This is a genomic window from Rhodococcus aetherivorans (genome assembly GCF_011058165.1).
GTDB lineage: Bacteria > Actinomycetota > Actinomycetes > Mycobacteriales > Mycobacteriaceae > Rhodococcus > Rhodococcus aetherivorans.
Window position 1 is genome coordinate 99,535 of sequence record NZ_JAALEG010000001.1, and the last position, 14,471, is coordinate 114,005.

Consider the following 14,471-nt stretch of genomic DNA (forward strand, 5'->3'; position numbering starts at 1 on the left):
CGGTCAGTCGGCGGGCAGTGCCGCGGCGGCCTCCGCATCGAGGAACCACACGGTCTGCTCGCGGCCCCGCGCCCCGGCCGCCGGGACGTCCACCGGGGCGGCGCCGCCCACCGCGGCCGCGACGGCCTCGGCCTTGGCCGCACCGGTGACGAGCAGCCACACCTGCCGGGCGCGACGGATCGCGGGAAGGGTGAGCGTGACCCGCGCGGCGGGCGGCTTGGGGGAGTCCTCGACGCCGACGACGAAGCGGTCCTGCTCGCGCACCGCGTCGGTGTGCGGGAACAGGGAGTTGATGTGGCCCTCGCCGCCCATGCCCAGCAGGTGCACGTCGAACTCGGGGGTCGTGCCGTCGGGGGAGTTCGCGGCGAGCACCTCCTCGTACGTGCGCGCCGCCGAGTCGGGGGAACCGGCCCCGGCCTCGTCGAGGGTGGGCATCGCGTGCACCCGCGCCGGATCGAGCGGCACGTGGTCGAGCAGCGCCGCGCGCGCCTGGACCTCGTTGCGCTCCGGGTCGCCCGGCGGCAGATATCGCTCGTCGCCGAAGTACACGTCGACCGCGGACCAGTCGATCCCACCGGGGGCACGCAGGACCGCATCGAGCACGGCGATGCCGGTGCCGCCCCCGGTGAGCACCACCGACGCGCGGCCGCGGGCGTGCTGCGCGGCGACCACGGCCTCGACGAAGGCTGCGGCGGCCGCTCGCGCGACGTCGTCGCCCGTCTCGCAGCGCCGCACGCGGACGTTCTGGGAAGTGTCGTGCACGTCAGACATACTCCACCTTGGACAGTGCGGTCAGGGCCGAGTGGTACACCTCGTCGGGGTCGAGCCGTCGCAGTTCCTCGGCGAGGCATTCCGAGGAGTCGCGGCGTGCGAGCGTGATCAGCGAATCGGGTTTACCGGTGCGCCGCAACGTCGCGACACGCCCGTCCTGGGGCCGCTCGAGCGAGATCGTCTGGGTGCGGGTGCGCAGTTCGACCCGCAGATCGCCCACCGCGCGCTGGACCGGGCCGTCGATCCGGCTCGCGAGCCAGCCCGCGAGCAGATCCACCGCGGGTTCGCTGCCGAGCCCCGACACCAGCGCCGACTCGATCGGCTCGAACGGCGGCTGGTCGAGCGCGGAGACGAGCAACGCCCGCCAGTAGGTGATCCGGCCCCACGCGAGGTCGGTGTCGCCGGGGGTGTAGCCGGGCAGCCGGGAGACGATCTCGGCCATGGGGCGCGACGAGTTCGTCGCGTCCGTCAGGCGACGCACGGCGAGCCGGCCCACCGGATCCGCCGCGGGCACCTCCGGGGGCGTGTTCGGCCACCACACCACCACCGGGGTGTCCGGCAGCAGGAACGGCACGATCACCGATTCCTGGTGGTCGGCGAGCGGGCCGTGCAACGCGAGGATCAGCACCTCCGAGGCGCCGGCGTCGCCGCCGATGCGGATCTCCGCATCCATGCGCGGTTCGCCGCCCGCGCGGCCGCGGCCGACGACGATCACACGGCACGGATGCTCCCGCGACGCCCCGATGGCCGCGGTGATCGCGGCCTCGAGTCCGCGCGGACCGTCGGTGCACACCACCAGCGTGAGCACGCGCCCCTGCGTGACGATGCCCCCGGTCTGCCGCAGCTGGACCAGCTGCTTGCTGATGTCGATCGCGGTCGCGTTGCGCAACTGCATTCTCACGGGCGTCTCCATTCGCGGCCCGAGCGACGGAGCATCTCGTCGGCCGCCGACGGTCCCCAGGTGCCGGCCTCGTACGGTTCGGGCTTACCGTGTGCCGCCCAGTGCTCGAGCACGGGGTCGAGGATCTTCCACGACAGCTCGACCTCGTCGTCGACGGGGAAGAGGGACGGCACGCCGAGCAGCACATCGAGGATGAGCCGCTCGTACGCCTCGGGGGAGGACTCGGTGAACGCCTGGCCGTAGCTGAAGTCCATGTTGACGTCGCGGACCTCCATGCCCGACCCGGGCACCTTGGAGCCGAAGCGGAGGGTGACCCCCTCGTCCGGCTGCACCCGGATCACGAGTGCGTTCTGGCCGAGCTCGGTGGTCATCGTCTGATCGAACGGCAGGTGCGGGGCCCGCTTGAACACGATCGCGATCTCGGTGACGCGCCGGCCCAGGCGCTTGCCGGTGCGCAGGTAGAACGGCACTCCGGCCCAGCGGCGGGTGTCGATCTCGCACGTGATCGCCGCGTACGTCTCGGTGGTCGAGTCGGCCGCGAAGCCCTGCTCCTCGTGCAGGCCGACGACCTGACCGCCGTTCTGCCAGCCCGCGATGTACTGGCCGCGGGCGGTGGTCTCGTCGAGGGGCTCGGCGAGCCTGGTCGCGGAGAGCACCTTGATCTTCTCCGCCCGCAACTCGGCCGGGTCGAAGCTGATCGGTTCCTCCATGGCGATGAACGCGAGCAGCTGCAACAGGTGGTTCTGGATCACGTCCCGGGCGGCGCCGATGCCGTCGTAATAGCCGGCGCGGCCGCCGAGGCCGATGTCCTCGGCCATCGTGATCTGGACATGGTCGACGTAGTGCGCGTTCCACAGCGGGTCGAACAGTTGGTTCGCGAACCGCAACGCCAGGATGTTCTGCACCGTCTCCTTGCCGAGGTAGTGGTCGATGCGGAACACCGCCTCCTCGGGGAACACCTCGGCGACCAGCCGGTTCAGCTCCCGGGCGCTCGTCAGGTCGTGGCCGAACGGCTTCTCGATGATCACGCGGCTCCACGTGCCCTCCCGCGCGATCGCGAGCCCGGACTGCTTCAGCTGCGCCGACACCACCGGGAACGCATTCGGCGGGATGGAGAGGTAGAAGGCGTGGTTGCCGCCCGTGCCGCGGGCCTTGTCCAGTTCGGCGAGCGTCGACGCGAGTTCGGCGAACGCGGCGTCGTCGTCGAAGCTGCCCTGCACGAAGCGAATGCCCTCGGCCAGGCGGTTCCACACCTCCTCGCGGAATTTGGTGCGCGAGTTGGCCTTCACCGCGTCGTGGACGACCCGGCCGAAGTCCTCGTCGACCCAGTCCCGCCGGGCGAAGCCGACGAGCGCGAACCCGGGCGGCAGCAGGCCGCGGTTGGCCAAGTCGTACACCGCCGGCATCAGCTTGCGGCGGGCCAGGTCACCGGTGACCCCGAAGATCACCAGGGCGCACGGCCCGGCGATCCGGGGCAGCCGCCGATCGCGCTCGTCCCGGAGTGGGTTGACCCACGCCGCCGTCTCGGGTTCGCGCACCGCGTCAGCTCTTCGCGCCGTGCGCGATCAGCTGCTCGGAGGTGGCGGCGAGCAGCTCGTTCCAGGACACCTCGAACTTCTCGACGCCCTCGTCCTCGAGCTTGCGGAACACCTCGGGCAGGTTCACCCCGATCGTCGACAGCGCGGAGAACACGTTCGCGGCGGCCTTCTCGGTGCCGGTGACCGTGTCGCCGGTGACTTCCCCATGGTCGGCGACGGCCTCGAGGGTCTTCTCCGGCATGGTGTTGACCGTGTGCGGGGCGACCAGCTCGGTGACGTACAGGGTGTCCGAGTACTCCGGGTTCTTCACCCCGGTCGACGCCCACAGAGCGCGCTGCGGCCGCGCCCCGGCGGCGGCGAGCTGCTCGAACCGGGCACCCGACTCGAACGCCCGGCGGTACGCCGCGTACGCCAGGCGGGCGTTGGCGACGCCGGCCTTACCGCGCAGCGCGAGGGCCTCGGGGGTGCCGATGGCCTCGAGCCGCGCGTCGATCTCGGTGTCGACGCGGGAGACGAAGAACGAGGCCACCGAGTGGATCGTCGACAGGTCGTGGCCGGCCGACTTGGCGGCGGTCAGGCCGTCGAGGTAGGCCTCGATGACCCGCTCGTAGCGCTCGACCGAGAAGATCAGCGTCACGTTCACGCTGATGCCCTCGCCGATCACGCGGGCGATGGCGGGCAGGCCGGCCACCGTCGCGGGGATCTTGATGAGCAGGTTGGGGCGGTCCACGATGCGCCACAGCTCGATCGCCTGCTGCACGGTCGCATCGGTGGAATGCGCCAGCCGCGGGTCGACCTCGATGGAGACGCGGCCGTCGACGCCGCCGGTGGCCTCGAACACCGGGGCCAGGACGTCGCACGCGGCGCGCACGTCGTCGGTGGTGACGGTGCGGATGGTGGTGTCCACGTCGGCGCCGGCCAGGGCGAGCTCACGGACCTGGGCGTCGTAGACGTGACCCTTGCTGAGCGCGGCCTGGAAGATCGACGGGTTGGTGGTCACGCCCACCACGCTGCGGGTGGCGATCAGCTCGGCAAGGTTGCCGGACTCGATGCGGTCCCGGGAGAGGTCGTCGAGCCACACGGACACACCGGCGGCCGAGAGCTGGGCGAGGTTCTCGTTCTGGGTTACCTGCTGGGTCATCGGGATCATCCCTTCACTCGGGTCAGCGAGCGGCGGGCGGCGTCGACGACGGCCTCGGCGGTGATGCCGAACTCGCGGAACAGGGTCTTGTGGTCGGCGGAGGCGCCGAAGTGCTCGAGCGAAACGGCCTCACCGGCGTCGCCGAGCAGGCGGTACCACGGCATCGCCAGGCCGGCCTCGACGGAGACGCGGGCACGCACCGCCGGCGGCAGCACCGCGTCGCGGTACGCCTGGTCCTGCTCGAGGAACCAGTCGAGGACCGGCACCGACACCACGCGGGTGGGGACGCCGTCGGCCTCGAGGACCTCGCGGGCCGCGACGGCGAGCTGCAACTCCGAGCCGGTGCCGAGCAGCACCACCTCCGGGGTGCCGCTCGACGCCTCGGCCAGCACGTACGCGCCGCGGGCCAGGCCCTCGGCGGCCCTCTCGCGGGTGCCCTCCAGCACCGGCACGTCCTGGCGGGTCAGGGCCAGGGCGGTCGGGCCGGTCTTGTTCTCCAGCGCGGCGGCCCACGCGAACGAGGTCTCGTTCGCGTCGCCGGGGCGGATCACGGCCAGGTTGGGGATGGCGCGCAGCGCCGTGAGGTGCTCGACCGGCTGGTGCGTCGGGCCGTCCTCGCCGAGGCCGATCGAGTCGTGGGTCCACACGTAGATCGCCGGGGTCTGCATGAGCGCGGCGAGCCGCACCGCGGGACGCATGTAGTCGCTGAACACCAGGAAGGTGCCGCCGTAGGGGCGGGTCGGGCCGTGCAGGGCGATGCCGTTGAGGATCGAACCCATCGCGTGTTCGCGCACGCCGAAGTGCAGCGTCCGCCCGTACGGCTGGGCGTTCCAGTCCTTCGTGGAGATCGACACCGGGCCGAACGAATCCGAGCCGGGGATCGTGGTGTTGTTCGAGCCCGCCAGGTCCGCCGAACCGCCCCACAGCTCGGGCAGCACCGGACCGAGGGCGGCGAGGGCGCTGCCGGACGCCTTGCGGGTGGCCGGGCCCTTGGCGGCGGGCTCGTAGGTGGGCAGCACCTCGGTCCAGCCGGCCGGGAACTCCCCGGACTGCAACCGGTCGAACAGCTCCTTGCGCTGCGGCTCCCGGCCCGCCCACGCGTCGAACTCGGCCTGCCATGCGGTGCGGGCCGCCGCGCCGCGCTCGACGACGGCGCGGGTGTGCTCGATCACGGCCGGGTCGACGTCGAAGTGCTTGGCGGGGTCGAAGCCGAGGGCGGTCTTGACGGCGGCGACCTCGTCGGCGCCGAGGGCGGCGCCGTGCACGTCGCCGGTGTTCATCTTGGTCGGCGCCGGGTAGCCGATGATGGTGCGCAGCACGACGAGCGACGGCTTGTCGGTGACGGCCTTGGCGGCCTCGACGGCGTCGAGGATCGCGGTGACGTTCTCGCCGCCCTCGACGGTCTGCACGTGCCAGCCGTACGCCTCGTAGCGCTTGGCGACGTCCTCACCGAGCGCGATCGCCGTGTCGTGCTCGATGGAGATCTTGTTGTCGTCGTAGAAGACGATCAGGTTGCCGAGCTGCTGCACGCCCGCGAGGGACGAGGCCTCCGACGTCACGCCCTCCTCGATGTCGCCGTCGGAGGCGAGGACATAGACGTGGTGGTCGAACGGGCTCGCGCCGGTCGCCGCGTCCGGGTCGAACAGGCCGCGTTCGCGGCGCGCCGCCATCGCCATGCCCACGGCGGAGGCCAGGCCCTGCCCGAGCGGGCCGGTGGTCATCTCCACCCCCGCGGTGTGCCCGAACTCGGGGTGGCCGGGGGTCTTCGAACCCCACGTGCGCAGCGCCTCGAGGTCGGCGAGCTCGAGCCCGTAGCCCGACAGGTACAGCTGGATGTAGAGGGTCAGGCTCGAGTGTCCGCACGAGAGCACGAACCGGTCCCGCCCCACCCAGTGCGGGTCGGTCGGGTCGTGCCGCATCACCCTCTGGAACAGCGTGTAGGCCACCGGGGCCAGGCTCATCGCCGTGCCGGGGTGTCCGTTACCCACCTTCTGGACCGCGTCGGCGGCGAGCACGCGGGCGGTGTCGACGGCCTTGGTGTCGAGGTCGGTCCAGTCGGCGGGGTGCACTGCCTGGGTGAGAGAGCGGATCTCGTCTGTGATCGACACGAGCAGAAGTCTCCTGACATGGGTATACGGGGAGCGTGCGGGCGCGAAAGCCTCGAGCGCCCCTCCAGAGTAATGTGCTGCGCTTTGCGGGTCGATTCGGTCCGGGCCTGCGCGACGTCTACCATCGTTCGTAGTAGGGCGACGGCGAGCGAAGGTGCGTAATCGCGTGGTGCAAGGAGACAGGGTGCGGGCAGGGCAACGGCCGGGAGGACACGGCTTCGGCGCCCCCGAGACACCCCGGGCGCCTCGCCCCGACACGGTGTGGGGACGCGTTTCGGGCACGGTGCTCGCCTATATCGCGCTGACCAAGCCGCGCGTGATCGAGCTGCTGCTGGTGGCGACCATCCCGGCGATGCTCTTCGCCGACCGCGGCGAGGTCGACCTGGTGCTCATCCTGAGCACCCTGTTCGGCGGGTGGATGGGCGCGGCCAGCGCGAATGCGCTGAACTGTGTCGTCGACGCCGACATCGACAAGGTGATGAAACGGACGGCGCTGCGGCCGCTGGCCCGGCAGGCCGTCCCGACCCGGCACGCGTTCGTGTTCGGCATGGTGCTCGGCGTCGTGTCGTTCCTGTGGCTGTGGTGGCGGGCGAACCTGCTCGCCGGCCTGCTCGTCGTTGCCACGATCGCCTTCTACGTGCTGGTCTACACGATGGTCCTCAAGCGCAGGACCTGGCAGAACGTGGTGTGGGGCGGGGCCGCCGGGTGCATGCCGGTGATGGTCGGCTGGGCCGCGGTCACCGGCTCGCTGAGCTGGGAACCGATCGTGCTGTTCCTGGTGATCTTCTTCTGGACGCCGCCGCACACGTGGGCCCTGGCGATGCGCTACAAGGAGGACTACAAGGCCGCCGGCGTGCCCATGCTGCCCGTGATCGCGAGCGAGCAGCACGTCACCAAGCAGATCCTGCTCTACACGTGGGCGACCGTCCTGGCGACGCTGGTGCTCGTGCCGGCCGCCGGCCTGGTGTACGCGGTGGTGACCGTCGCCGCGGGCGCGTGGTTCCTGCTCGTCGCGCACCAGCTGTACCGCAGCGTCCGGGGCGGAGCGGCGGTCAAGCCGCTCAAGCTGTTCCTGCAGTCCAACAACTACCTCGCCCTGGTGTGCCTGGGCCTGGCCGTGGACTCGGTGCTCGACCTGCGCACCGTCGCCTCGTTCTTCTGATCCGCGTCAGCGTCCGCGCCGGGGCCGAGCGAATGTATCGTCCGCTGCCGCTGAGCGACGGAACGATACATTCGCTCGGGGCGGGCCTCAGGGGACCAGCACAATCGAGCCGGTCGTGCGGCGGGCCTCGAGGTCCCGGTGTGCCTGCTCCGCTTGCGCCAGCGGATACCGGGCGCCGACACGGACGGTCAGGGTGCCGTCGGCGACGGCGGCGAACACGTCGCCCGCCCGCCACATCAGCTCCTCGCGCGTTCGCACGTGGTGCGCGAGGGTGGGGCGGGTGACGTACAGCGAGCCGGCCGGGTTGAGTCGCTGCAGGTCGAACGGCGGCACCGGGCCGCTGGCGGCGCCGAACAGCGCCAGCGTGCCGCGGATGCGCAGCGATGCGAGCGACGACTCGAACGTGGCGGCGCCGACCCCGTCGTAGACGGCCGCGACGCCCTCCCCGCCGGTGAGGTCACGGACCCGCTCGGCGAGGTCGTCGGTGTAGCGCAGCACCTCGGCCGCGCCCGCCTCCCGCGACAGGGTCTCCTTCTCGTCGGTGGAGACGGTCGTGATCACCCGCACGTCCTTCGCGGCGGCGAGCTGGGTGAGCAGCAGGCCCACGCCGCCGGCGCCCGCGTGCACCAGCACCGTCTCGCCGGGCTGCGCCGGATACGTCGAATTCAGCAGGTAGTGCGCGGTCATGCCCTGGAGCAGCGCCGACGCGGCCTGCTCGGCGGGAACGGGGTCGGGCACCGGTACGGCCACCGCCGCCGGCACGAGCACCTGTTCCGCGTAGGAACCGTCGGCCGACGCCCAGCTCACCCGGTCGCCGACCCCCACGTCGGCCACGCCCTCACCCACCGCGACGACGCGGCCGGTGCCCTCGGTCCCGGGGACGTACGGCAGCTCCCGCGGGTACAGCCCGGTGCGGAAGTAGGTGTCGATGAAGTTGATGCCCACGGCGTCGGTCCGTACCAGCAGCTGACCTGGGCCGGGCTCGGGAGCCGGGAGGTCGACGAGGGTGAGCACCTCGGGGCCGCCGAACCGTGCCACTTCGATTGCGCGCATGCGTTCACAGTATTCTGCAGGCATGAGCGCCGATACTCAGGTCGTGGCCGCACCGGCCGACATCGTGAAGTCCTTCCGCAGCTTCGTCGCCGCGCACGGTGGCTCCGCCAAGGCGGTGCTGCAGCCGGTCGCGCGGGGCGCGGTGCGCATCACCCTCGTCGCCGAGGACGGGGTGCTCGGCGACCGGGTGGTGCGGGATCTCGCCACCGCGCACGCCGTGGTCGAGGCGTTGCCGGACGTCACCGTCTCGGAGTGGGACCGGGAGGTGACCAGCATCGCGACCCCGCAGCAGGGCCACTGGAAGAAGATGGCCGGCTGGGTGGCCAACCAGACCCGGTTCCCGCGGGCGCGCAACGAGCGCTGACCGATCCTCGAAACGGCTCCGGGGGCCGCCCGCCACGGGCGGCCCCCGGAGCCGTTTCGCCGTATCGCGTGCGCCGGCGTCAGACGGTGACCGGTTCGCGGACCGGTTCGGTGGTGCGGACCCGCCCGGCCGCCCACACCGCCGCCGTGGCGGCCGTGCACAGCCCGGCACCGGCGACGTGCACGGCGACGAGTGCGGCGGGCACGTCGGTGAAGTACTGCACGACCCCGACCAGGGCCTGGGCGACGACGAGAGCGAGCAGCACGTGCAGGCGCTTCTTCACCGGATGGGGGGCGGCGACGGCGTACAGCGCGAAGGCCAGGCCGACGAGCAGGCCGAGGTATCCGACGAGCAGCTCGGCGTGCAGGTGCACCAGCGACTCGATGTCCATCTCGAGGCGCGGCACCGGCCTGTCGGCGCTCTTGTCGCCGGCGTGCGGGCCGGCGCCGGTGACCATCGTGCCCGCGACGAGCACCCCGGCGAGCAGCGCGGCGGACAGGGCGGTGAGGGTCCGCAGCGGGCGGGGGATCGTCTCCACGACCACCCCGTCGTCGGGCTCGCCGACCTTCGCGTACAGCAGCACCGCGAGCCACACCATCAGCATCGACGCCAGCAGGTGCACCGCCACGGTCCACCAGGCCAGGCCGGCGAGCACGGTGATGCCGCCGATGACGGCCTGCAGGACGGTGCCGGCGGGCATCAGCCAGGCATAGGTGAGGACCTCGCGGCGGCGCCGGGCGCGGGTCACGGCCAGCACGACCGCCGCGGCGGAGGCGACGACGACGAAGGTCAGCAGCCGGTTGCCGAACTCGACGACCTGGTGCAGGGTGGCGACCTCCTCGGACACGCCGACGGGCACGAAGCTGCCCGGGAAGCACTGCGGCCAGGTGGGGCACCCCAGGCCGGACGCGGTCACGCGGACGATCGACCCGGTCACGGCGATACCGCCCTGGGTCAGGATCGCGATCAGCGCGAGCAGCCGCTGGGTCCGCAGGGACGGCAGGGGCAGACGGTCGACAAGGCTCAGAAAGCCGCGATACAGCACATGACGATGGTACGGGCCGGTCCACTACAGGCTGTAGTGGGGTGGGGTGCCGGGTCAGACGAAGCGGAACAGCCGGCTCGCCAGGAAGCCGCCGACGGCCGCCCACGCGCCGAGGATCGCGACGGCCAGCCAGTCGATGCTGCCGCGCAGCGCGTCGTCGAGGGCGAGGGCGAGCGCCCCCGACGGAACCAGGCGGGCCACGTGCACCACCGCCTCGTGCAGGCCGTCGCCGGCGAGGACGACGCTGCCGATGCCGAGCAGCACGAACCAGATGATGTTGGCCAGGGCCAGCACGATCTCGGCGCGCAGCGTGCCGCCGAGCAGCAGGCCCAGCGTCGCGAACGTCACGGTGCCCAGCGCGATGACGACGGCCCCGAGGAGCAGCCCGACCGGCTCGGGGCGCCAGCCGAGGGCGAGGCCGATGCCACCCAGCAGAATCGATTGCAGCGCGACGACGAGCGCGACCGCACTGCTCTTGCCTGCGATGATGCCCCATTTCGGCAGCGCGGTGGCGCCGAGTCTTTTCAATGCACCGTATCTGCGGTCAAATCCGACCGCGATGGCCTGCCCGGTGAACGCCGTGGACATCACCGCGACCGTCATCACGGCCGGCAGGACCCGGTCGACCCGGGTGGCGCCGAGGTCGCCGATCGGGAGCAGGGTGAGCCCGATCAGCAGGGTGATCGGGATGAACATCGTCAGCAGCAGCTGCTCGCCGTTGCGCAGCAGCAGCAGCAGTTCCATGCGGGTCTGCGCGGCGAGCATCGCCGCCGGGGCGTTCGGCCGGGGCCGCGGGCTGAAGGTGCCGGGGGCGAACCGGTTGGCCGCCAGCCGCTCGTGCGACATGCTCATCCTCGGATCTCCCGTCCGGTCAGGTCCAGGAACACGTCCTCGAGGCTGCGCTGGTCCACCCGGATCTCGCTGGCCAGGACGCCCTGGTCCGCGCACCACGACGCGGCCACCGCGACGACCTGCGGATCGATGGGGCCCTCCACCAGGTACCGGCCGGGACCGGCCTCGCGCACCCGGAACGTGTCCGGCAGGGCGGCGCGCAGGGGAGCGAGGTCCAGACCCGCGGCGGCGGTGAGCCACAACTGGCCCTCCGCGCCGGTGCGGGCGACCTCGGCGGGGGTACCGGCGGCCACGATCCGGCCGTGATCGATGATGACGACCTCGTCGGCGAGCTCCTCGGCCTCGTCCATCAGGTGCGTGGTGAGCAGCACCGCGACTCCGTCGCGCCGCAGGGCGTCGATCAGTTCCCAGACCAGCAACCGCGCCTGCGCGTCCAGACCTGCGGTCGGCTCGTCGAGGAAGACGAGTTCCGGCCGGCCGACGAGCGCGCACGCCAGCGCGAGCCGCTGCTGCTGCCCGCCGGACAGCCGCCGGTACGGGGTGCGGCGGGCCTCCTCGAGCCCGAGGCTGCGCAGCAGCCAGGCCGGATCCAGCGGATCCGCGGAATAGGCAGCCACCAGGTCGAGCATCTCCCCGGCCTTGGACCCCGGGTAGGCGCCGCCGCCCTGGAGCATGACCCCGATCCGCGGGCGCAGGGCCTCGGAGTCGGCGATCGGGTCGAGCCCGAGGACGCGCACGGTGCCGGAATCGGGTGCGACGAAGCCCTCGCACATCTCCACGGTGGTGGTCTTGCCGGCACCGTTGGGGCCGAGCAGCGCGAGTACCTGGGCGCGTTCGACGGTCAGGTCGAGACCGTCGACCGCGGTGAGGTCGCCGAATCGCTTGACGACGCCCTCCAGGCGTACGGCGGGTGGCGCAGCGACGGGGGATCTCGAGGTCACGAGGTTCCAGCGTAGGCGCCGGGCGAATCGGCGGGACGCGGTGGTGCGTCCTCCTCGTCGCGCCAGGGCAGCCGGTTGCGGGTGGCGAAGATGGCCAGGCCCACGACGACGACCGTCGCGATGGCCGCCTGGACGATGATGAACGGCTGGTACTCGCCGCCGTTGGGCATGAGGATCACGCTCACCAGCGACGAGAACGCCACCGTGGGGAGCCGGAAGATCGGCCGGGTGGCCCACGCGGCCAGGGGGATCACCGCCCACAGCAGGTACCACGGCTGCACCACCGGGAACAGCAGCACGATCGCGCCGAGGGACACGCCGAGCGCGCCGACGGGATGCAGCCGGCCGGTGAGCACCGCCAACATCATCCGCACCGTCACCAGCGCCGCGATCAGCGCGGCGACGGGCCGGGTGAGCGACAGGATCGCGGTGGTGTGGTCGCCGAGCCCGAGCAGCACCCCGGCCAGGCCGGTGCCCAGGCCGAGCAGCGTCGGGATGGACATCCAGCTGCGCACCTCGGTTGCGGTGCCGAGCGTCTGGGTCCAGCCGAAGCCGAGGCCGCTGCCCCAGCTGACCGCGCCCACGACGACGGCGGCGACCACGGCGAGCAGTGCGGCGGCGGCGGCCACGGCGCGCAGGGTGCCGCCCCAGCGGTGCGCGAGCGCCATCCCGACGAAGCCGAGGGCGAGCAGCGACGGGACCTTCACCATCGACGACAACGCGATCACGGCGGAACCGGCCAGCAGCCAGGCGAGTGCCCGGCCGCGCAGCGGCCCCGCCGGAGCGGGGGTGTGGATGCCGCGCAGCGCGAGCTCGAGGCCGGCGAGCATGAGGCCGAGCATCAGGGCCTCGTTGTGGATGCCGGCGACGAGGTGGAACAGCAGCAGCGGGTTGGCCGCGCCGAGCCACAGGGCGCTGACGGAGGCGACGCCGCAGCGGCGCGCGAGCCGCGGCAGCGCCCACACGATCAGCGCGACCCCGGCGAGCGCGGAGACGCGGTGCAGGAAGACCCCGGCGACGATGTTCTCGCCGGTCAGGTCGGTGATGCGCTGCCCCAGCCACAGGATCGCCGGTCCGTAGGGGGCGGGGGTGTCGCGCCAGATGTTGGGCACGGTACGGGTCAGGACGTGGTCGACGCCCAGGGCACCGGCCGGGCCGATCCCGTACGGGTCGAGTCCGCGGGCGGCGATCTCGCTCTGCGCGAGATACGAGTACACATCCTTGCTGAACATCGGGGGTGCCACGATCAACGGCAGGATCCACAGCAGCAGCGTGCGGTCGAGCTGGGAGCGGGTGAGCCGGCGGGGCACCCCGTCCGGGTCGCGGCGGCCGATCGCGAAGCGGCCGAGCAACAGCCACGCGAGGACCACCAGCACGGTGCCGGTCATGGTGAGGGTCAGCGCGGCGCTGGGCATGCGCGCGGGCAGCCCGAGCAGGCGCAGACCCTGGACGGGATTCTGCAGCACCGGCTGCGCGCCGGCGCCGAGCGCGCCGACCGCCATGAGCACGGTGCCCGTCGCGCCGAACAACCGGATCCGGTGCAACTGGGTGGTCTCGGTGGCGTCGAGGCCGCGGCCCTCGAGTTCGTCGCCGTGCAGGATCGCGGCCACGGCCGGGTCGCCGCCGCGGCCGTCGAGTCCGAGGGCACGGCGGCCGAGTTCCACGGCACGGGCTCCGAGGTCCGCGGCGCGGCGGCTCGGCGCCGGGCCGGACGGGTCGGGTTCCACGGTGGGCGACGGCACCCGAGCAGCGTAGCGGGGGCGGGAACCGGGCCCCGCCGCAGTTAGGTAGGGCACCCTTTGTGGACCGGCCCGGGGAATTCCGTCACACTGGTGTTGTGAAAACGACGTCCGCTGCCCGGGTGCACGAGGAACGCGCAGGTCACACGCCTGTCGCCGCGTTCCCGGTCACTCAGGCGCCGGGCGCGCACGAGGGCCAGACCCGGGCGGCGGTGGTGCAGCTGCTGCTCGAGGAGGGTCCGATCACGGCCACCGAGATCGGTGCCCGGCTCGGCCTGAGCGCGGCCGGGGTGCGCCGCCACCTCGACGCCCTCATCGACACCGGCGAGGCCCAGGCCGCTCCGCCGCCGCGGCGGGAGGGCCGGGGACGGGGACGGCCGGCGCGCCGATTCCAGCTCACCGCGGTGGGCCGGGCCCGGCTGGGACACTCCTACGACGACCTCGCCAGTGCTGCGATGCGGCACCTGCGGGAGGTCGGCGGCGAGGCCGCCATCGAGGACTTCGCCCGGCGGCGCGTGCAGTCCATCCTCGGCGGGGTCCCGCCCGCGGAGTCCGGGAGCGCCACCGAGATCGAGGCCACCGCCGAGGACATCGCGGCGGCGTTCACCGACGCCGGGTTCGCGGCGTCGACCCGGCGGGTGGGCACCGGCGTGCAGATCTGCCAGCACCACTGCCCGGTCTCGCACGTGGCCGAGCAGTTCCCGGAGCTGTGCGAGGCCGAACGGGAGGCGTTCACCGAGATCCTGGGCACCCATGTGCAGCGGCTGGCGACCATCGCCAACGGCGACAGTTTCTGCACCACCCACGTCCCGGTGCTGCCGCCGGACATCGGCAAGACCTGAGCACGACCCGCTTC

The 14,471-nt window shown here is 72.4% G+C and carries 13 protein-coding genes; 3 read left to right on the top strand and 10 right to left on the bottom strand.

Annotated features, from left to right (window positions below):
* Nucleotides 1-3 precede the first annotated feature (3 nt).
* Genes pgl through tkt form a run of 5 tightly spaced genes read right to left on the bottom strand, consistent with a single transcriptional unit; the run spans nucleotide 4 to nucleotide 6,459 of the window.
* A complete protein-coding gene (gene pgl, locus G6039_RS00460) occupies nucleotides 4-771 on the bottom strand; it encodes a 6-phosphogluconolactonase (RefSeq protein ID WP_029543632.1) in 768 nt (255 codons plus the stop codon).
* Nucleotides 764-1,672: a glucose-6-phosphate dehydrogenase assembly protein OpcA gene (gene opcA / locus G6039_RS00465; RefSeq protein WP_373566476.1), complete on the bottom strand. Its 909-nt coding sequence runs from the start codon at nucleotides 1,670-1,672 to the stop codon at nucleotides 764-766. Before opcA ends, pgl begins: the two co-directional genes overlap by 8 nt.
* Complete coding sequence (gene zwf, locus G6039_RS00470; RefSeq protein WP_006936597.1) at nucleotides 1,669-3,210, bottom strand: glucose-6-phosphate dehydrogenase; 1,542 nt, start codon at nucleotides 3,208-3,210, stop codon at nucleotides 1,669-1,671. The genes opcA and zwf overlap by 4 nt, the downstream gene beginning before the upstream one ends.
* 4 nt (nucleotides 3,211-3,214) lie before the next feature.
* On the bottom strand, nucleotides 3,215-4,351 hold the full coding sequence (gene tal / locus G6039_RS00475; protein WP_029543636.1) for a transaldolase: 1,137 nt from the start codon (nucleotides 4,349-4,351) through the stop codon (nucleotides 3,215-3,217).
* A 5-nt stretch (nucleotides 4,352-4,356) separates the two neighbouring features.
* The gene (tkt, locus tag G6039_RS00480) at nucleotides 4,357-6,459 is read right to left on the bottom strand and encodes a transketolase (protein WP_029543638.1); all 2,103 of its coding nucleotides are present in this window, start codon (nucleotides 6,457-6,459) and stop codon (nucleotides 4,357-4,359) included.
* Between the two features lie 184 nt (nucleotides 6,460-6,643).
* Here tkt and G6039_RS00485 point away from each other — a divergent pair, with 184 nt between their 5' ends.
* A complete protein-coding gene (locus G6039_RS00485) occupies nucleotides 6,644-7,621 on the top strand; it encodes a heme o synthase (RefSeq protein ID WP_006936603.1) in 978 nt (325 codons plus the stop codon).
* Between the two features lie 87 nt (nucleotides 7,622-7,708).
* Here G6039_RS00485 and G6039_RS00490 read toward each other — a convergent pair whose 3' ends face one another.
* Complete coding sequence (locus G6039_RS00490; RefSeq protein ID WP_006936604.1) at nucleotides 7,709-8,674, bottom strand: quinone oxidoreductase family protein; 966 nt, start codon at nucleotides 8,672-8,674, stop codon at nucleotides 7,709-7,711.
* 22 nt (nucleotides 8,675-8,696) lie between these two features.
* Between G6039_RS00490 and G6039_RS00495 the strand changes: the two genes are divergently transcribed.
* Nucleotides 8,697-9,038 carry a hypothetical protein gene (locus G6039_RS00495; RefSeq protein WP_029543642.1) on the top strand — a complete coding sequence of 114 codons (342 nt, stop codon included), beginning with the start codon at nucleotides 8,697-8,699 and terminating at the stop codon, nucleotides 9,036-9,038.
* Between the two features lie 79 nt (nucleotides 9,039-9,117).
* Here the strand turns inward: G6039_RS00495 and G6039_RS00500 are convergent, their stop codons facing one another.
* Genes G6039_RS00500 through mptB form a run of 4 tightly spaced genes read right to left on the bottom strand, consistent with a single transcriptional unit; the run spans nucleotide 9,118 to nucleotide 13,618 of the window.
* Nucleotides 9,118-10,083, bottom strand: a complete 966-nt coding sequence (locus G6039_RS00500; protein WP_006939252.1) for a COX15/CtaA family protein — start codon at nucleotides 10,081-10,083, stop codon at nucleotides 9,118-9,120.
* A 54-nt stretch (nucleotides 10,084-10,137) separates the two neighbouring features.
* Entirely contained in the window at nucleotides 10,138-10,935 is a 798-nt protein-coding gene (locus tag G6039_RS00505; protein WP_043798815.1) for an ABC transporter permease, read from the bottom strand.
* A complete protein-coding gene (locus G6039_RS00510) occupies nucleotides 10,932-11,876 on the bottom strand; it encodes an ABC transporter ATP-binding protein (RefSeq protein WP_006939255.1) in 945 nt (314 codons plus the stop codon). Before G6039_RS00510 ends, G6039_RS00505 begins: the two co-directional genes overlap by 4 nt.
* On the bottom strand, nucleotides 11,873-13,618 hold the full coding sequence (gene mptB / locus G6039_RS00515) for a polyprenol phosphomannose-dependent alpha 1,6 mannosyltransferase MptB (protein ID WP_043798814.1): 1,746 nt from the start codon (nucleotides 13,616-13,618) through the stop codon (nucleotides 11,873-11,875). The genes G6039_RS00510 and mptB overlap by 4 nt, the downstream gene beginning before the upstream one ends.
* A 59-nt stretch (nucleotides 13,619-13,677) precedes the next feature.
* On the opposite strand from mptB, the gene G6039_RS00520 reads away from it, so the two are divergent.
* Complete coding sequence (locus G6039_RS00520) at nucleotides 13,678-14,457, top strand: helix-turn-helix transcriptional regulator (protein ID WP_043798813.1); 780 nt, start codon at nucleotides 13,678-13,680, stop codon at nucleotides 14,455-14,457.
* The last annotated feature ends 14 nt before the right edge of the window (nucleotides 14,458-14,471 follow it).